Source organism: Sphingomonas sp. NFR15, from assembly GCF_900103265.1.
Lineage (GTDB): Bacteria > Pseudomonadota > Alphaproteobacteria > Sphingomonadales > Sphingomonadaceae > Sphingomonas > Sphingomonas pollutisoli.
Window position 1 is genome coordinate 232,597 of record NZ_FMWX01000001.1, and the last position, 17,266, is coordinate 249,862.

Annotated in this window: 16 protein-coding genes; 11 read left to right on the forward strand and 5 right to left on the reverse strand. The window is 66.4% G+C overall.

Annotated elements, in window-relative coordinates:
* The first annotated feature begins 24 nt into the window (after positions 1-24).
* The 6 genes from BLS81_RS01015 to trmFO all read left to right on the forward strand — a co-directional run bounded on the left by BLS81_RS01015 (position 25) and on the right by trmFO (position 6,555).
* Positions 25-264: a hypothetical protein gene (locus BLS81_RS01015; protein WP_093221651.1), complete on the forward strand. Its 240-nt coding sequence runs from the start codon at positions 25-27 to the stop codon at positions 262-264.
* Between the two features lie 164 nt (positions 265-428).
* Entirely contained in the window at positions 429-3,194 is a 2,766-nt protein-coding gene (gyrA, locus tag BLS81_RS01020; protein WP_093219624.1) for a DNA gyrase subunit A, read from the forward strand.
* Complete coding sequence (locus tag BLS81_RS01025) at positions 3,191-3,544, forward strand: DUF952 domain-containing protein (RefSeq protein ID WP_093219626.1); 354 nt, start codon at positions 3,191-3,193, stop codon at positions 3,542-3,544. The genes gyrA and BLS81_RS01025 overlap by 4 nt, the downstream gene beginning before the upstream one ends.
* 187 nt (positions 3,545-3,731) lie before the next feature.
* Complete coding sequence (locus BLS81_RS01030) at positions 3,732-4,271, forward strand: GbsR/MarR family transcriptional regulator (RefSeq protein WP_093219629.1); 540 nt, start codon at positions 3,732-3,734, stop codon at positions 4,269-4,271.
* Positions 4,272-4,348: 77 nt separating this feature from the next.
* A complete protein-coding gene (locus tag BLS81_RS01035; protein ID WP_093219631.1) occupies positions 4,349-5,182 on the forward strand; it encodes a fatty acid desaturase in 834 nt (277 codons plus the stop codon).
* A 53-nt stretch (positions 5,183-5,235) separates the two neighbouring features.
* Positions 5,236-6,555 (forward strand): methylenetetrahydrofolate--tRNA-(uracil(54)-C(5))-methyltransferase (FADH(2)-oxidizing) TrmFO, encoded by a 1,320-nt coding sequence (gene trmFO / locus BLS81_RS01040; protein ID WP_093219634.1) that lies wholly within the window; start codon positions 5,236-5,238, stop codon positions 6,553-6,555.
* 2 nt (positions 6,556-6,557) lie between these two features.
* On the opposite strand, the gene BLS81_RS01045 is transcribed toward trmFO, so the two are convergent.
* The 3 genes from BLS81_RS01045 to BLS81_RS01055 all read right to left on the reverse strand — a co-directional run bounded on the left by BLS81_RS01045 (position 6,558) and on the right by BLS81_RS01055 (position 8,696).
* Positions 6,558-7,400: a PhzF family phenazine biosynthesis protein gene (locus BLS81_RS01045; protein ID WP_093219636.1), complete on the reverse strand. Its 843-nt coding sequence runs from the start codon at positions 7,398-7,400 to the stop codon at positions 6,558-6,560.
* Positions 7,401-7,490: 90 nt separating this feature from the next.
* Positions 7,491-7,970: an EF-hand domain-containing protein gene (locus BLS81_RS01050; RefSeq protein ID WP_093219639.1), complete on the reverse strand. Its 480-nt coding sequence runs from the start codon at positions 7,968-7,970 to the stop codon at positions 7,491-7,493.
* 63 nt (positions 7,971-8,033) lie between these two features.
* A complete protein-coding gene (locus BLS81_RS01055) occupies positions 8,034-8,696 on the reverse strand; it encodes a squalene/phytoene synthase family protein (RefSeq protein WP_093219641.1) in 663 nt (220 codons plus the stop codon).
* A 127-nt stretch (positions 8,697-8,823) separates the two neighbouring features.
* On the opposite strand from BLS81_RS01055, the gene BLS81_RS01060 reads away from it, so the two are divergent.
* From BLS81_RS01060 to BLS81_RS01070, 3 genes are read left to right on the forward strand one after another with little or no spacing between them, the layout of a single operon-like run.
* The gene (locus BLS81_RS01060; RefSeq protein ID WP_256326014.1) at positions 8,824-10,788 is read left to right on the forward strand and encodes a TadE/TadG family type IV pilus assembly protein; all 1,965 of its coding nucleotides are present in this window, start codon (positions 8,824-8,826) and stop codon (positions 10,786-10,788) included.
* Positions 10,785-11,405, forward strand: a complete 621-nt coding sequence (locus BLS81_RS01065; RefSeq protein ID WP_093219644.1) for a TadE/TadG family type IV pilus assembly protein — start codon at positions 10,785-10,787, stop codon at positions 11,403-11,405. Before BLS81_RS01060 ends, BLS81_RS01065 begins: the two co-directional genes overlap by 4 nt.
* Before the next feature lie 2 nt (positions 11,406-11,407).
* Complete coding sequence (locus tag BLS81_RS01070; RefSeq protein WP_093219647.1) at positions 11,408-12,145, forward strand: TadE/TadG family type IV pilus assembly protein; 738 nt, start codon at positions 11,408-11,410, stop codon at positions 12,143-12,145.
* Positions 12,146-12,192: 47 nt separating this feature from the next.
* Here the strand turns inward: BLS81_RS01070 and BLS81_RS01075 are convergent, their stop codons facing one another.
* On the reverse strand, positions 12,193-13,605 hold the full coding sequence (locus BLS81_RS01075; RefSeq protein WP_093219649.1) for a pyruvate dehydrogenase complex E1 component subunit beta: 1,413 nt from the start codon (positions 13,603-13,605) through the stop codon (positions 12,193-12,195).
* A gap of 1 nt (position 13,606) precedes the next feature.
* Complete coding sequence (gene pdhA, locus BLS81_RS01080; protein WP_093219652.1) at positions 13,607-14,653, reverse strand: pyruvate dehydrogenase (acetyl-transferring) E1 component subunit alpha; 1,047 nt, start codon at positions 14,651-14,653, stop codon at positions 13,607-13,609.
* Positions 14,654-14,806: 153 nt separating this feature from the next.
* Between pdhA and BLS81_RS01085 the strand changes: the two genes are divergently transcribed.
* Both BLS81_RS01085 and cysK read left to right on the forward strand, forming a co-directional pair.
* Positions 14,807-16,108, forward strand: a complete 1,302-nt coding sequence (locus tag BLS81_RS01085) for an MFS transporter (protein WP_093219655.1) — start codon at positions 14,807-14,809, stop codon at positions 16,106-16,108.
* Positions 16,105-17,025, forward strand: coding sequence for a cysteine synthase A (gene cysK, locus BLS81_RS01090; RefSeq protein WP_093219657.1), 921 nt, complete (start codon positions 16,105-16,107; stop codon positions 17,023-17,025). Before BLS81_RS01085 ends, cysK begins: the two co-directional genes overlap by 4 nt.
* The last annotated feature ends 241 nt before the right edge of the window (positions 17,026-17,266 follow it).

The following is a 17,266-nucleotide window of genomic DNA, read 5'->3' on the forward strand; positions in this document are numbered from 1 at the left end:
TCCTGTCACGTTAGGAGAGCCATGATGAAGCCATTGATGCCGCTGTTCGCTGTTGCCGCGCTGATCGGCACGCAAGCCGCGCTGGCCGCGACGCCCGCCGCCAAGGCCACTCCCGCGCCCGCCGCCACGCCCGTGGCCAAGGCCAAGGTCACGAAGACCAAGGTGGCCGCCGGCCGCATGGTCACGACCAAGACCGCCACCGGCAAGACCATCACCTACAATTGCTCCAAGGCCGGCAACGCCAACAAGAAGGCCTGCAAATAAGCCAAGCCAGACCGCCTTCCCTGTGCACCCGCGCGAGCGGGGGTCCAGGCCCAAGCGCTGATCGACCGGACGGGCCTCGCGCGGGCGTGTGCGCGTGACATGGGTGGCGCGCTCGGCTAGAACCGCCGTCACCCAAACGAAACAAACCCGAAAGACCTGACGCTTTGACCGACGAGACGCTGCTCGCCGACCCTTCGGATATTTCCCCGATCTCGATCGTCGAGGAAATGAAGACCTCGTACCTCGATTACGCGATGAGCGTGATCGTATCGCGCGCCCTGCCCGACGTGCGCGACGGCCTGAAGCCGGTCCACCGCCGTATCCTCTATTCGGCGCAGGAAAGCGGCTTCCACTACAACCGCCCCTACCGCAAATCCGCCCGCATCGTCGGTGACGTGATCGGTAAATACCACCCGCACGGCGACAGCTCGATCTACGAAGCCTTGGCGCGCATGACCCAGGATTGGGCGATGCGGCTGCCGCTGATCGACGGCCAGGGCAATTTCGGCTCGATGGACCCCGATCCGCCCGCCGCGATGCGTTATACCGAAGCGCGCCTCGCCAAGGCGGCGAGCTTCCTCATGCAGGATCTCGACAAGGATACGGTCGATTTCGTGCCCAACTACGACGGCTCGGAGAGCGAGCCATCGGTGCTGCCCGCCCGCTTCCCCAACCTGCTCGTCAACGGCGCCGGCGGCATCGCGGTCGGCATGGCGACCAACATCCCGCCGCACAATCTCGGCGAGGTCATCACCGCCTGCCTCGCCTATATGGACGACGGCGCGATCAGCACCGAGCAACTGATGGAAATCGTGCCGGGGCCGGACTTCCCGACCGGCGCGATCATCCTCGGCCGCGCTGGCTGCCGCTCGGCCTATGAAAGCGGGCGCGGCTCGATCATCGTGCGCTCGCGCTACGTGATCGAGGAAGGGCGCGGGGACCGGCGCTCGATCGTGCTCACTGAAATCCCGTTCCAGCAGGGCAAGAACGCGCTGGTCGAGAAGATCGCCGAAGCCGCCAAGGACAAGCGGATCGAAGGCGTCAGCGACATTCGCGACGAATCGAACCGCGAAGGCGTGCGCATCGTCATCGACCTCAAGCGCGACGCCACCCCCGATGTCGTGCTCAACCAACTCTGGCGGCACACGCCCGCGCAAGGCTCTTTCCCGGCCAACATGCTCGCGATTCGCGGCGGTCGCCCCGAACTGCTCAACCTGCGCGACTTCATCCAGGCGTTCATCCAGTTCCGCGAGCAGGTCATCACCCGCCGCTCGAAGTTCGAACTGGCCAAGGCGCGGGACCGCGCGCACATCTTGCTCGGCCTCGTCATCGCCGTCACTAACCTCGACGAGGTGGTGCGGATCATCCGCGGCTCGGCCTCACCCGCCGATGCGCGCGCCGCGTTGCTCGCGCGTGAGTGGCCGATCGCCGAGATCGCGCCGTACCTCAAGCTGGTCGAGGCGTTCGACGTCGAAGCGACCGGCGACAGCTACCGCCTGTCCGAAATTCAGGTCCGCGCGATCCTCGATCTGCGCCTCCACCGCCTCACCGCGCTGGGCCGCGACGAGATCGGCGACGAACTGAAGGGCCTCGCCGATTCGATCGCCGAGCTTCTCGAAATTCTCGCCAACCGCGCGCGGCTTTACGAAGTGATGCGCGAGGAGCTGGTCGCGGTACGCGACGAGTTCGCCACGCCGCGCCGCACCGAGATCGCCGCCGCCGCCGACGGGATCGACGACGAAGATCTCATCGAGCGCGAGGACATGGTCGTCACCGTGACGATGCAGGGCTATATCAAGCGCACCACGCTCGACACCTTCCGCGCGCAGGCGCGCGGCGGCAAGGGCCGCGCCGGCATGGCGACCAAGGACGAGGATGTCGTCACCAATTTGTTCGTCACCTCGACGCACACGCCCGTCCTGTTCTTCTCGACCGCCGGCAAGGTCTATCGCCTCAAGGTGTGGAAGCTGCCCGAGGGCGGCGCCGCCACGCGCGGCCGGCCGATGATAAACCTGCTGCCGCTGGCCGAGGGCGAGACGATCTCGACCGTGCTGCCACTGCCCGAGAACGAGGACGAATGGGGCAAGCTCCACGTCATGTTCGCGACGGCGAAGGGCAACGTCCGCCGCAATTCGATGGACGCCTTCACCAACGTTCCGACCGCCGGCAAGATCGCGATGAAATTCGAAGGCGAGGATGAGGACGATCGGCTGATCGGCGTCGCGCTGCTCGATGAGAATGACGACGTGCTGCTCGCCACGCGCCAGGGCAAGGCGATCCGCTTCGCCGGCGACGAGGTGCGCGAATTCCAGAGTCGCAACTCGACCGGCGTGCGCGGCATGCGGCTCGGCGCGGGCGATCACGTGATCTCGCTCTCGATCCTCCACCGCGTCGGAGCGACGCCGGACGAGCGCGAGGACTACCTGCGCCATGCGCCGTGGAAGGGCGAAGACCCCGATCGCCAGCCGCGCCGGATGGAGGACGCGCGCTTTGCCGAACTGATGGAGCGCGAGCAGTTCATCCTCACCGTCTGCGCCAACGGTTACGGCAAGCTGTCGAGCGCCTATGACTATCGCCGCACCGGGCGCGGCGGTCAGGGCATCACCAACATCGACAATATCGGCCGCAACGGCCCGGTGGTGGCGAGCTTCCCCGCCTCGAAGGGGCATCAGTTGATGCTGGTGACCGATCAGGCCAAGCTGATCCGCATGTCGCTCGGCTCGCTGCGCGTGATCGGGCGCGGCTCGGCCGGCGTGCGGCTGTTCGATGTCGCCAACAACGAGCATGTCGTATCGGCGGCGCGGATCGAGGAGACCGAGGGCGAGGCCGAGGCGGACGTGCGCGATCCGCTCGCACCGCTCGAAACCGCGCCCGACGACGGCGCCAACACCGCCGACGATTCGGCTGCGGGGCCGGAGGACGGCGAATGAGCGAGCGTCCCACCACCGCCTACAAGGTGCTGACGGCTGAGCAGATGGCGACGCTCGAACACGGTAGCTTCGCCGGCGCGCCGATCGATCTGGCCGACGGCTATATCCACCTCTCCACCGCCGCGCAGTTGACCGAAACGGTCGACAAGCATTTCGCCGGGCAGAGCGATCTGCACGTCGCGGCGGTGGACCTCGACGCGCTCGGAGACGCGGTGAAGTGGGAGGAGTCGCGCGGCGGCCAGCTCTTCCCGCACCTCTACGGCGGCCCGCTGCTGCTCGAAACGGTGGTCGCTAACGGCCCGCTGACACGGAACGAAGACGGTGGCGTCGCGCTGCCGGTGGCGGGGTAATAGGTCAGCTCAGCCCATCGCCCCACCGCCTCAACGTCACTACAGCTCAAGCTGGAGCCTCTCGCCCCGTGGGCGTTCGCTCCGAGCCTCGCAGGGAGATGCCAGCTTGCGCTGGCATGACGACGCTCGACTTGCCAACGTAGCCCGCGCCTGTTATTTCTGAATTTACAGAAATGACGGGTGCGCGATGATCACCGACCATCCCGAAGCCAAGGCCTTCATCCTCCATTGGGGCGAGATGGGCACGCAATGGGGCGTGAGCCGCTCGGTCGCGCAGGTGCATGCGCTTCTCTACCTTTCCGACCGCCCGATCGACGCCGAGGCGATCGTCGACGCGCTCGGCCTCGCCCGCTCGAACGTCTCGACCGCGCTGAAGGAACTGCAAGGCTATGGCATCGTCCGGCGCGTCCATGTCGAAGGCGATCGCCGCGACCATTTCGTCGCCGAGACCGACCTGTGGGAGATGCTGATGCGGATCGTCCAGGAGCGCAAGAAGCGGGAGATCGACCCCACGATTGCGCTGCTCGGCGAACTGGCGGAGCGGCTGCGAGGCGACACGACCGCCCCCGCCCAGGTCCGCGAGCGGGTGGTGCGGATGCACGAGTTCATCGGCACGCTCGGCACCTGGTACGAGCAGGTGCGCGTGCTGCCCAAGCCGACGCTCGTCACGCTGATGAAGCTCGGCGGCAAGGTCGCGCGGTTCATCCCCAAGGGCAAGAGCGGCTAGGATCGACGCGATTCCGCGTGTCCTCATGCCACCTTATTTCAGATTTTACCGAAACACCAGGAAGAAAGGAAAGCCTCATGCAAGCCCCTTTTGCCCAGCTCCGAGCGGTGGTCCATTGGCGTGACCTGACCCCAATGCGCCGCCGCGACAGTCTGCTTGAATGCGCACATCCGCTGCCGTGGCTCGCGGCGAGTTGGACGGCCGCAGCGCTGGCGGCATGGCCAGTGGCGATCGTCTGCACCTTCATGTTTTTCCTTACGGCATTGCGGCTCAACCATGAGGCGATCCACGGCAATCTCGGCTTCCGCCCGCGAACGGATCGCCGCGTGTTGCATGCGCTGAGCGCCGTGATGCTTGGCTCCAACAGTGCGGTTGCGTTCAATCATGTGCGCCATCACCGCTACCTCGGTACGCCCGACGATCTCGAGGGCGCCTGCGGGCGGATGCGGCTGTGGGCGGTGATCCGGCACGGCCCCTGCTTCCCGATCGAAATGCACCGCGCTGCTTGGCGCGACGGCGACGCGGCGTTGCGCCGGAGGATGACGATCGACTTCGGGCTCAACGCCGCGGTGGTCGGCGCGGCCGTCGCGAGTTGGTCCCCGGTGCTGCTGTATCACGTCGCGGCGATGAGCGTCGCGCAATGCCTCACCGCCTTCTTCGCGGTGTGGGTGACGCACCACGATTGCGCGCCTGATGACGTCGCGCGCACGCAGCGCTCCGCGATCCTCAATTATATCAGCTACAACATGTTCCTGCATCGCGAGCATCACCTGTTCCCCGGCGTGCCAGTGCGTAGGCTCGGCATCCTCGCCGCACGGATCGCCGAAGCGGTGCCCGATATGGAGCGCCGTGCGGCACTGGTCGTCCCCGAGCCACGTTTTCGCGGCCGCGTGCGCGCTATGCCATCCTGATGCATGGCGCACCGGGCTTTGTCAGCCACGTCCGAACGCGCTATCGGCCCCGAATGACTCACGACATTCATATCATCGGCGGCGGTCTCGCCGGGTCCGAGGCGGCATGGCAGCTTGCCGAGGCCGGTTTCCGCGTCAAGCTTTCCGAAATGCGCGGCTCCGGCGAAGCGACGCCTGCGCACCATACCGATGGGCTTGCCGAACTGGTCTGCTCGAACAGCTTCCGCTCGGACGACGCCGAGAGCAACGCGGTCGGGCTGCTTCATGCCGAGATGCGCGGCTTGGGCTCGCTGATCCTGCGCGAAGCCGACGCGCACAAGGTGCCGGCCGGATCGGCGCTGGCGGTCGATCGCGACGGCTTTTCGGCGGGCGTGACGGCGGCGCTGGAAGCGCATCCCAACATCACGATCGTCCGCGAACGTGTCGACGCGCTGCCTGCGGACGGGCCAGCGATCATCGCCACCGGCCCGCTCACCGCGCCGGGCCTCGCCGCGAGCATCGCCGGCGCGACTGGCGCTGACGCGCTCGCCTTCTTCGATGCGATCGCGCCGATCGTCCATTTCGACAGCATCGACATGGAAACGGCCTGGTTCCAATCGCGCTGGAACAAGGGCGATGGGAAGGATTACATCAACTGCGCGCTGAACCGCGAACAGTATGAGGCTTTTCACGCCGGATTGATCGCGGGCGAAAAGACCGAGTTCAAGGACTGGGAGCGCGACACGCCCTATTTCGAAGGCTGCATGCCGATCGAGGTGATGGCCGAGCGCGGTATCGACACACTCCGCTTCGGGCCGATGAAGCCGGTCGGGCTCGACGACCCGCGCACCGGGCGGTGGCCGCATGCCGTGGTTCAGTTGCGGCAGGACAATGCGCAGGGCACGCTCTGGAACATCGTCGGGTTCCAGACCAAGCTCAAGCACGCCGAGCAGATTCGGCTGTTCCGCACGATTCCGGGCCTCGAAAACGCCGAGTTCGCGCGGCTGGGCGGGCTGCACCGCAACACCTTCATCCGCTCGCCCGAACTGCTCGATCCGACGTTGCGGCTGCGTAATCGCCCGAACATCCGCTTCGCCGGGCAGATCACCGGCTGCGAAGGCTATGTCGAGAGCGCCGCGATCGGGCTGATGGCGGGCTGCTTCGCGATCGCCGAACTGCGCGGACAGACGCTTGCGCCGCCACCGGTCGAGACCGCGCTGGGCGCGCTCCTTCATCACATCACCGGCGCGGCGGTGGCGGAGACGTATCAGCCGATGAACGTCAATTTCGGGCTGATGCCGCCGATCCCGGGCCGGACCAAAAAGGCCGACCGCAAGAGGATGTACACCGATCGGGCGCGGGCGGCGATGCAGGCGTGGCTGGCGCCCGCCTGACATCAGCCGCGGGTCTGCCCGGAGACCAGGGTCAGCGTACGGCCGCCGACCCACACCTGCCCCTCGTCGTCGCGGGACACGCGCACGCGCCCGGTGCGCCCTAACCGCGTGCCTTGTGCGGCGACATAGGCGTTCGTCACGCGTCCGCTGTCGAACAGCCACTGACCGACGGATGCGTTGAGGCTGCCGGTAACGGGGTCTTCGATGATGCCGCCGCCGGGCCCGGTGAACAGTGCGCGCAGTTCGAACGCCGCCGTCCCGCCAGGCGCATGCGGCCCGACCACGCCGATGTCGACGCGGCGATCGGGCTGCGCGAGCGGCTCGATCGCGAGCACCGCCTCTGCCGATTCGAGCAGCACCGCGATCCAGCCCGGCCCGTTATCGGCCCATCGCGCGTCGATGATCGCGGCGGGGGCGATGCGCAGCACCGTCGCGACCTCGGCGATCTCATCCTCGCTTGGCATGCCGCCGCGGATCAGCGGCGGGGCCGCGAAGGCAAGCGTGCCGCTCTCCTGCCGCACGGCGATCAGCCCGGCGCCGCACTCCTGCACGATCACGCCGTCGCGCTTGGGACTCCCGCCCGCCTCGAGCCAAGCGTGACAGGTGCCGAGCGTCGGATGCCCGGCGAAAGGCAGTTCGTGGGTCAGCGTGAAGATGCGGACGCGGTAATCCGCCTCGGGCGTCGGCGGCGGCAGCAGGAAGGTGGTTTCGGAGAGGTTGAGCCAGCGCGTGATGCGCTGCATCGCCTCGGTATCGAGATCCTCGGCGCCCGCCACCACGGCGAGCGGATTGCCCGTGAACGGCGCGGTGCCGAACACATCGACGAGCTTGAACGCGTGATCCATGCCTGATCCTTCCGCCGACCCGCCCTCGCGCGGGACCGAATTTCCGTATTTTCGTCGATGCGCGGCTAAAATTCGGCGCGTGGGCCGTGGTCAACTGTCTTCGTCGCGGGCCGGCGCGGTCTGTTGGTTTTCGGGGCAGCGCGCGCGGACCCGCGATTTGCGCTTGGGCGCGGTCGCGGCGAATTCGGCCGCGTTCAGCGCGCCCGATTTGTCGGCGTCGGCGCCGGCGAACTTGGCCTCGGTCTTCGCCGCCCATTCGTCGAACGACAGCGTCCCGTCGTGATTCGCGTCGAGCTTGGCGAATGCCTTGCGGCGCGGCGCGAGATATTCCTCACGCGTGACGTTGCCGTCGTCATTCTTGTCATACCGCGCGAGGCGCTTTTGCTCGCGTGTCTTGTCGCTCGCTTCCGGCACCGTATCGGGCAGCGGATCGTCGCTTCGTGTGGGCGACGCCGCCTGCACGGCCGCCAGCGGCAGGCCGATGCCGTTCGCGCCGCGCCCGGTGTAATAAATGAACCCCGCCGCCAGCAACAGCAACGCCGCCAGTCCGCCCGCCAGATACCGCCACATCAAGCGAATCCCCCCGCTCTTGTTCCTCTTTTGTTTACACGATACGCGCACGCAACGAAAGGGTCAGCGTCCGGTCATTCGATGCACCATCAGCCGGGCGACGCGACGCGGCGCGCCGGCCGGGATCGGCGCATCGGCCGGCACCGCGAGGTTCATCCGCGCGACGAGCGCGAGCGCGCCGAGCGGCCGCAGCCGCGCCGGCCATGCGCCGGACAGCGCCTCTGCCAGCGCCGCTTCCGCCATCGCCCGCGCCTGACCGGCGGCCCCGGCCGCGCGCAGGTGGCGCGACAGATCGGCCAGCGCCCAACCGCGACCGGCCGCCGCGACGCGCGCGTCAGACCGCCCCAGCAGCGCCGCCGCAGCCGCGAACACGCCGCCGCCACGCGCCTCCGCATGGGCGCGCATCACCGCCTCGTCGATCGTCTCGGCCTCAATCAGCGCCTCCCAGCCGGTGACGAGTTCGGCGAGCGCGGCGCCCGACACGCCGCGCGGCAAGACCGCCTCGGCCAAGTCCTGCAACACAGGCTGCGCGGGCGGCGCCGCCTCGTCCAGCCGCCGCAGGGCATCGTGCCACCACGCGAGCCGCATCTGGCCGATCATCGGTTCAGTGGTGGTGCGCAGCACCTGCCCGAACGTATCGTCCAGCGCGAACAGTGCGTGGAGTGCCGGGCGGATTTCGGCGGGGGCGTAATCGAGCGCGAGCGCGCTCTCCGGATCGGCTTGCATGCCCCGCGCCTAGCGCCGGGGCGCCCGCGCGGTCCAGAGGTTATCACGGCATTCACCATATCGCTTGAGCCTGGATTATCCAACACGCCGCTAGACGCCGCGCTCGGAACGGGGATCGGGGCAGAGCGTGGGGCGGATCAAGGCGAAGTCGAACCCCGGCCGGAACACGGCACGCGCCGGGCTGCTCACACGGCTCGCGCGGGACCGGCGCGGCAACACCCTCGCGATGATGGCGGCCTTCCTGATCCCGCTGTCGGCGCTCGCCGGCTCGGCGGTGGACATCGCGCGGCTCTACGTCGTCAAGGTGCGGTTGCAGCAGGCATGCGACGCCGGCGTGCTCGCCGGGCGCAAGTTCATGACCGACTCGAACCCGTCCACCCCGCTCGACGCCACCTCGGTCAAACAGGCCAAGGCGTTCTTCGCGAACAACTTCCCGAGCGGCTGGATGGGCACCAAGGCGTTTTCCGCCACCTCCGGCCCATTCCCCTTCACCGCGACCAAGACGAGCGGCAGCCAGGTCGCCGGCACCGCCGCGATCACCGTGCCGATGACGATCATGAAGATGTTCGCGATGGCCGACAGCACGATCACCGTGACGTGCCAGGCGCGCTATGACGTGGCGGATACCGACGTGATGTTCGTGCTCGACACGACCGCGTCGATGGCGTGCCTGCCCGGCGGCGCGGATAGCTGCGGGACCGGAACATACAGCTACAAGCGCCCGGCCACGAGCGGCGGCGTTCCAGGATATGCCGGCACCACCGCCTATGCCACGAACGAACTGACCTCGAACGGCAGCAACGTTTCGCGCATCGACGCGCTGCGAAAGGCCGTGTTGAGCTTCTATGATACGTTCGCCGCCAATGCCGATCCGTCGACACACGTCCGCTATGGCTTTGTCACCTACAGTTCTTCGACGAACGTTGGACAGGCGATCCTCGACAAATCACGGAGCTATCTGGTGGGGTCGCTCGGTCCATCAGACCCGGCGTCCTATCAGTCGCGACGACCGATCCGAGACTATGAGATTAGCAACACCGGCAGCGATACGCCCAATAACAAGTCGCAAGCCAATTGCACAGCTCCGGGGACACGTACCCCCTCTGCGGCGCTGACCTACGACTCCAGCGGACGTGCGACAAAGGTCAATTACGACGTCTGGGTCACGACCGGCGGGTACTGGAATACGACGTCGGCTTGCTACACGCGCGCAAAAGGCACCTTTGGGCCAGTGTGGGAATATAAAAAACTCCCATTCGATGTGAGTGCCCTGGTCAATGGCGGCACGTCGATGCCCGACACGACGGAAGCGGTGCCGGGCACGAAGACGCAGTGGCTGGGCTGCATCGAGACGCCGGTGGACAATCCTGGCCAAACCACATTCACGACGACAAACCTGCCCTCCGAACTCAATCCAGATCTCAAGCCTAGCGGCGCGGCGCGGTGGTGGCCACACCTTCAGGACATCGAATATCGCCGTACCGCCACGCCTGATACCAGAAACGGCGACGACACCGACCATTATAGCATGGGGTCCAGCAGCCTCTTGCAGAGCGGCTACGTCGCATGCGGCAAACCGGCCAAACGGCTCGGCGTGATGGCGCGTTCGGATGTATACAATTACGTCTACGCGACCGATTTCGTTCCTCAGGGCGGCACGTATCACGATGTCGGCATGATCTGGGGTTCGCGGCTGATCTCGCCGAGCGGTCCCTGGGCCGACGATACCACCGCTTGGCCGGGCCGCCCCGCCCCCAACCGTGTGATCGTGTTCATGACCGACGGCGTCATGGCGCCGAATAGCAATTCCTATTCGATGTATGGCTATGAGGACTATGACAAACGCGTCGCGAACGGCGACACCAGCAATCTCACCAATTACCACAATTACCGCTTCCTCGCCGCCTGCGCTGCCGCCAAGGCACGCAACATCGACGTATGGACGGTGGCGATCGCCAGCAGTGCCTCGACGCAACTCCAGACCTGCGCGACGACGGTGAACCAGGCGCTCTACACCACCACCGGCGACGGCCTCTCCGCCGCCTTCACCTCGATCGCCCAACATCTCGCGATGTTGCGGATCAGCAAATGATACGCACGCCGCACGGGCTCGCGCGCGACCGGCGCGGCGTGACGATCGTGGAATTCGCGATCGTGTTACCCGTCATGCTGCTGACGATGATGGGGCTCGGCGACCTGCTCTATCAGGAATATGCCCAGTCGATCCTGAGCGGCGCGGTGCAGAAAGCGGCGCGCGATTCAGGGATCGAGGGCGGCGCCGCGACCACCGCCGCGATCGACGGCAGGGTCGTCGACATGGTGAAGATCATCATCAAGAATCCGGTCAACACCTGCACCCCGACGGGGACCGCCGCGACATGGTGTTCGAGCCGCAAAACGTATGATTCGTTCAGCGAGGTCGGTACCCCGGAGCCGTTCACCGACAGCAACAAGAACGGCGTTCTCGATAAAGGCGAGTGTTTCACTGACCAGAATGGCAACGGCAAATACGACCTCGATCCCTTCGTGAACGGACAGGGCGGCGCGAGCGCGGTGACGCTCTACACGATGAGCATCACCTACCCGCGCATCTTCCCGGTCGCGGGGCTGTTCAGATGGCCGAAGACGCAGACCATCACCGCGACGACGCTGCTCAAGAACCAGCCTTACGCGTCGCAGACCAACACCAACGCCTCGGTTTGCCTGTGACGATGCCCACGCCCCTCCGCGCCGTCGCGCCCTTCGCGCGGCGGCTCCGCGCGGACCGAAGCGGCCTCGCCATGATCGAGTTCGCGCTCAGCGCGCCGATCGTGCTCGGGATCGGCTGCTACGGCACCGAACTGGCGAACCTCGCGCTCGTCAACATGCGGATCAGCCAGATCGCGCTCAACCTCGCCGACAACGCCTCGCGCGTGGGCGCGTATAGCGGGCTGACCACTCAGCAATTGCGCGAGGTCGACATCAACGACATCCTCCAGGCGGCGCGCTATCAGGGTGCCAGCATTGGGCTGACAAAGAACGGGCGCATCACGCTGTCGAGCCTGGAAAACGTCTCACAGAGCTATGACAAGGGCGCGATCGTCCAGCGCATCCACTGGCAGCGTTGCCTCGGCGCCAAGAAGGGCGCGGGGTATGATTCGCAGTTCAAGGCCAACGTGGCGGTCGCCGCCGGCAGCGACGCCAGCCAGGCCAACAAGGGTTACGACCTGCCCGGCGGGATCAGCGACAATGGCGGCGCGGCGATCAGCCCGCCTGGCGGGTCGGGGCTGATGTATGTCGAGATCAACTATCTGACCAAGCCGCTGTTCGGGGCCTGGCTCGTCCCGCCGCAGCGCATTCATTACACGGCGTCGTTCATCGTGCGCGACAAGCGCGACTATGCCCAAATCTACAATCCGGCGGCGACGCCACAAACGCCGCGATCGACCTGCGACCTCTATTCGGCCTGAGCCAACGGCAAACGGGGCGGAGCGCATCGGCGCCCCGCCCCTCCCTGTCAGCGGTAGGTTACCTTCTTCACCGCCGCGACGATCTTGTCGGCGTTGACGAGCGCGAGCTTCTCGAGGTTGGCCGCGTAAGGCAGCGGCACGTCCTCGTTGGCGACGCGCAGCACCGGCGCGTCGAGATCGTCGAAGCCCTGTTCCATCACCACCGCGCTGATTTCCGAGGCGATCGAGCAGGTCGCCCAGCCCTCCTCGACGACGACGAGGCGGTTGGTCTTCTTGACGCTCTTGAGCACCGCCGCCGTATCGAGCGGACGGAGCGTGCGCAGATCGATCACCTCGGCGTCGATCCCCTCGGCGGCGAGCGTTTCGGCGGCTTCGAGCGCCAGGCCGACGCCGATCGAATAGCTGACGATCGTCACGTCCTTGCCGGCACGCATCGTGCGGGCCTTGCCGATCGGCAGGACGTAATCGTCGAGCTTGGGCACGTCGAACGAGCGACCGTAGAGCAGTTCGTTCTCGAGGAACACGACCGGGTCTTCGCTGCGGATCGCGGCCTTGAGCAGACCCTTGGCGTCGGCCGCGTCATAGGGTGCGATCACGATCAGGCCGGGAACGCTCGCATACCACGGGCCGTAGTTCTGCGAATGCTGGGCGGCGACGCGGCTGGCCGCGCCGTTGGGGCCGCGGAACACGATCGGGCAGCGCATCTGGCCGCCCGACATATAGTTGGTCTTGGCGGCCGAGTTGATGATGTGGTCGATCGCCTGCATCGCGAAGTTGAAGGTCATGAACTCGACGATCGGCTTGAGACCGCCCATCGCCGCGCCGGTGCCGATGCCGGCAAAGCCATATTCGGTGATCGGCGTGTCGATCACGCGGCGCTCGCCGAACTCGTCGAGGAGGCCCTGGGTGACCTTGTACGCGCCCTGATATTGCGCGACTTCCTCGCCCATCACGAACACGCGGTCGTCGGCACGCATTTCCTCCGCCATCGCGTCGCGCAGCGCCTCGCGCAACGTGATGCGGACCATCTCGGTGCCCTCGGGCAGCGCGGGATCGGCGACCTCGGAATCGTGCTTGGCGGCTTCGAACAACTGGCGCGCGCCGGTCTCGACCTTCTCCTGCGCGGGGCTCGCGCCGGTTTCGGTCGATTCGGCCTTGGGCGCGCTCGCGGCGGGCTGTTCGTTGGCGGCGGGGGCCGGTTCCGCGCCGGCTTCCTCGCCCTCAGCCAGCAACGTCGCGATGACGGTGCCGACCTTCACGCCCTCGGTGCCCTCGGCGACGAGGATCTTGCCGACGGTGCCTTCATCAACCGCTTCGAATTCCATCGTCGCCTTGTCGGTCTCGATCTCGGCCATGATGTCGCCGGACTTGACGGTGTCGCCTTCCTTGATGAGCCATTTGGCGAGCGTGCCTTCCTCCATCGTCGGGGAAAGCGCGGGCATCTTGATCTCGATCGCCATCTCAGTAGCGCTCCACCAGAACGTCGGTGTACAGTTCGGCAGCGTCCGGCTCGGGCGTCTGCTCGGCGAAGTCGGCGGCCTCGTTGACCTGCTTGCGGATCGCCTGCTCCACGGTCTTCAGTTCGTCTTCCTGCACGCCCAGTTCCTCGAGCAATTTCTTCGCATGTTCGATCGGGTCCGACTTGTCGCGCACCGCCTGGACTTCCTCGCGGCTGCGATATTTGGCGGGGTCGGACATCGAATGGCCGCGATAGCGATAGGTCTTCATCTCGAGGATGATCGGACCCTTGCCGGCGCGCACCCAGGCGAGCGCTTCTTCGGCGGCGCCACGGCAGGCCAGCACGTCCATGCCATCGACCTGGATGCCGGGAATGCGGAAGCTCTCGCCGCGCTTGTAGAGCTGGTCCTCCGAGGACGAGCGGTTGACGCTCGTGCCCATCGCATATTGGTTGTTCTCGATCACATAGATGATCGGCAGCTTCCACAGCTCGGCCATGTTGAACGATTCATAGACCTGACCCTGGTTGGCCGCGCCGTCGCCGAAATAAGCCATCGCGACACCGCCGTCGCCGCTATACTTGTGCTTGAACGCGAGGCCGGTGCCGAGGCTGACCTGCGCGCCGACGATGCCATGCCCGCCGTAGAATTTCTTCTCAGTCGAGAACATGTGCATCGAGCCGCCCTTGCCCTTCGAGATGCCGGCAGCGCGGCCGGTCAGCTCGGCCATGATGACCTTGGGGTCGATGCCGTAAGCAAGCATGTGGCCGTGATCGCGATAGCCGGTGATGACCGAGTCCTTCTCGCCATCAAGCGCCGACTGGAGCCCCACCGCGACCGCTTCCTGGCCGATATAGAGGTGGCAGAAGCCACCGATGAAGCCGAGGCCGTAGAGCTGGCCCGCCTTCTCCTCGAACCGCCGGATCAGCAGCATCTGCTTGTAGAGCGCGAGCAGCTCGTCCTTCGAAGCCTGGTACGGAGTCGGCTCGTTGGGGCGCTCGCGATTGGGCACTGGCGGTTCGGCTGTTCTGGTCGCTGGGGCTTTGGCCACGTGATCGAAACCTCATCTGTCCTTGGGGAGGAAGGTGGCCGCTATAGGCGGGATGCGGCCAAAACATCAACGGCCCGTGGCTAGACGAGTTTTCCTCATCAAATGCAATCGCCGATTGCCCGCGCGCGGCGGCTCGTCTTAAGGCCAGATGCAATGGCCAGATCGCCCGACCCGCTCCGCCCGCCCCATCCACTGCGCATCGCGAACTTCCGCGCCTATTGGGCGGCGCGCTTCTGCATGACGCTCGCCCAAAACGGCATGATCGTGGTGATCGGCTGGCAGACCTATACGATCGCGCGGGCGACGATGCCGCCGAGCGCCTCGGCGGCGCAGCTCGGGCTGATCGGGTTGCTGCAGTTCCTGCCGCTGTTCATCTCGACGCCGATCACCGGATGGGTGGCGGACCGCTTCGACCGGCGGATGATTACCCGCCTGACGCTCAGCCTGCAGGTGTTCTGCGCCGCCGTGCTGGCGATATCAACGGTCGAGGGCTGGATCTCGCTGCCGGTGATCTTCTCGGTCGCGGTGTTGCTCGGCATCGGCCGAGCGTTCGCCGGGCCGGCGTTCGGCGCGCTCGCCCCCAATCTCGTCCCGCGCGAGTCGCTGCCGACCGCGATCGCGCTCAGCTCGACATCGTGGCAGGTCGGCGCCATCGTCGGCCCCGCGATCGGCGGCTTCGCCTATTCGATCACGCCCTCGGGCGCCTATTTCCTCGCGACCGCCCTCTTCGGCCTCGCGCTCGGCTGCATGCTGCTGATCGGCCCGGTGCCGCGCACGATCGCCATCGCCAGGGGATCGCCGCTCAAGCAGATCGCCGAGGGCCTCGCCTATGTCGGGCAGAACAAGCTCGTGCTCGGCGCGATCACGCTCGATCTGTTCGCGGTGTTCCTGGCGGGCACCAGCGCGCTGCTGCCGATCTACGCACACGACATCCTCAAGGTCGGGCCGCAAGGACTGAGCCTGTTGGTCGGTGCGCCCGCGATCGGCGCGGCGGTGGTCGCGATCTTCTTCTCGTTCCGGCCGATCAAGACCAATGTCGGCGTCAAGATGCTCGCCGCAGTGCTGGTGTATGGCACCGCGACGGTGACCTTCGGCGTATCGACGTGGATGCCGCTCAGCCTCGGCGCGCTCGCGCTGGCGGGCGCGGCCGACATGTTCTCGGTCTATATCCGCTCGTCGCTGATCCAGCTCTACACGCCCGATGACAAGCGCGGGCGGGTCGGCGCGGTGTCACAGCTCACCATTTCGGCCTCGAACGAACTCGGCGAGGCGGAGTCGGGCTTCCTCGCCGCCGCGCTGGGGCCGGTCGGCGCGGTGCTCGTCGGCGGCGGCGGCGCGATTGTCGTTACGCTGCTGTGGGCCTATCTCTTCCCCAGCATCCGCAACGCCCGGACGTTCGAACCACCGCAGTCACAACGCGACGCGGCAGATCTTGAGATGGAGGCAATGCCATGAAAGCCAATACGATCCTCGATACGATCGGCAACACGCCGCATATCCGTCTGCACAAGCTGTTTCCCGGCCAGGAAGTCTGGATCAAGTCCGAGCGTTCGAACCCCGGCGGGTCGATCAAGGACCGGATCGCGCTGGCGATGGTCGAGGCGGCCGAGCGCGACGGGCTGCTCCAGCCCGGCGGCACGATCATCGAGCCGACCAGCGGCAACACCGGCGTCGGCCTCGCGATGGTCGCGGCGGTGAAAGGCTACAAGCTGATCCTCGTCATGCCCGAGAGCATGTCGATCGAGCGGCGCCGGCTGATGCTCGCTTATGGCGCAAGCTTCGACCTGACCCCGCGCGAAAAGGGCATGAAGGGCGCGATCGAACGGGCGCTGGAGCTGGTCTCGCAGACGCCGGGTTCGTGGATGCCGCAGCAGTTCGACAATCCCGCCAACATCGACGTGCATGTCCGCACCACCGCGCAGGAAATCCTAACCGACTTCGCCGATTCGCCGATCGACGTCATCATCACCGGGGTCGGCACCGGCGGGCATATCACCGGGGTCGCCGAGACGCTCAAGAAGGAATGGCCGCACCTCAAGGTCTATGCGGTCGAGCCCGAGGCCTCGCCGGTGATCTCGGGCGGGCAGCCGGGGCCGCATCCGATCCAGGGGATCGGCGCGGGGTTCGTTCCGGCGAACCTGCATACGCAGGCGATCGACGGGGCGATCAAGGTCGATGCCGCCGTGGCGAAGGACATGGCGCGGCGCTCGGCGAGCGAGGAAGGTATTCTCGTCGGTATTTCCTCTGGCGCGACGCTGGCCGCGATCTTGCAGAAGCTGCCGGACCTGCCGGACGGCGTGCGGGTGCTCGGGTTCAACTATGATACGGGCGAGCGCTATCTTTCGGTGCCGGATTTCCTGCCGGAGTCCTGACTCCAGCCGTTCGTGTCGAGCGCAGTCGAGACACTTGCGCTTGGAGCTGGTCCCTCGATTTCGCTCGGGACGAACGGTTTGGGAGCTTGGACCTTCACCCATTTGTCCCGAGCGAAACGCCTAGGATACGTGCTTCGACAAGCTCAGCACGAACGGGTATTGCGAGCCAGCACGACCGGGAGGAGGCACGAAGGTTGACCCGGCGCGGCAGCTTGGCGCATCGGGCGCCGATGCGTCCACC

Coding starts and splice junctions, on each gene's coding strand:
- BLS81_RS01045 (WP_093219636.1), bottom strand. CDS start 7,400: ATGGATCACGCGTTCAAGCTCGTCGATGTGTTCGGCACCGCGCCGTTC.
- BLS81_RS01065 (WP_093219644.1), top strand. CDS start 10,785: ATGATACGCACGCCGCACGGGCTCGCGCGCGACCGGCGCGGCGTGACG.
- BLS81_RS01035 (WP_093219631.1), top strand. CDS start 4,349: ATGCAAGCCCCTTTTGCCCAGCTCCGAGCGGTGGTCCATTGGCGTGAC.
- BLS81_RS01050 (WP_093219639.1), bottom strand. CDS start 7,970: ATGTGGCGGTATCTGGCGGGCGGACTGGCGGCGTTGCTGTTGCTGGCG.
- BLS81_RS01015 (WP_093221651.1), top strand. CDS start 25: ATGAAGCCATTGATGCCGCTGTTCGCTGTTGCCGCGCTGATCGGCACG.
- trmFO (WP_093219634.1), top strand. CDS start 5,236: ATGACTCACGACATTCATATCATCGGCGGCGGTCTCGCCGGGTCCGAG.
- BLS81_RS01055 (WP_093219641.1), bottom strand. CDS start 8,696: ATGCAAGCCGATCCGGAGAGCGCGCTCGCGCTCGATTACGCCCCCGCC.
- BLS81_RS01025 (WP_093219626.1), top strand. CDS start 3,191: ATGAGCGAGCGTCCCACCACCGCCTACAAGGTGCTGACGGCTGAGCAG.
- cysK (WP_093219657.1), top strand. CDS start 16,105: ATGAAAGCCAATACGATCCTCGATACGATCGGCAACACGCCGCATATC.
- BLS81_RS01085 (WP_093219655.1), top strand. CDS start 14,807: ATGGCCAGATCGCCCGACCCGCTCCGCCCGCCCCATCCACTGCGCATC.
- BLS81_RS01030 (WP_093219629.1), top strand. CDS start 3,732: ATGATCACCGACCATCCCGAAGCCAAGGCCTTCATCCTCCATTGGGGC.
- BLS81_RS01075 (WP_093219649.1), bottom strand. CDS start 13,605: ATGGCGATCGAGATCAAGATGCCCGCGCTTTCCCCGACGATGGAGGAA.
- BLS81_RS01070 (WP_093219647.1), top strand. CDS start 11,408: ATGCCCACGCCCCTCCGCGCCGTCGCGCCCTTCGCGCGGCGGCTCCGC.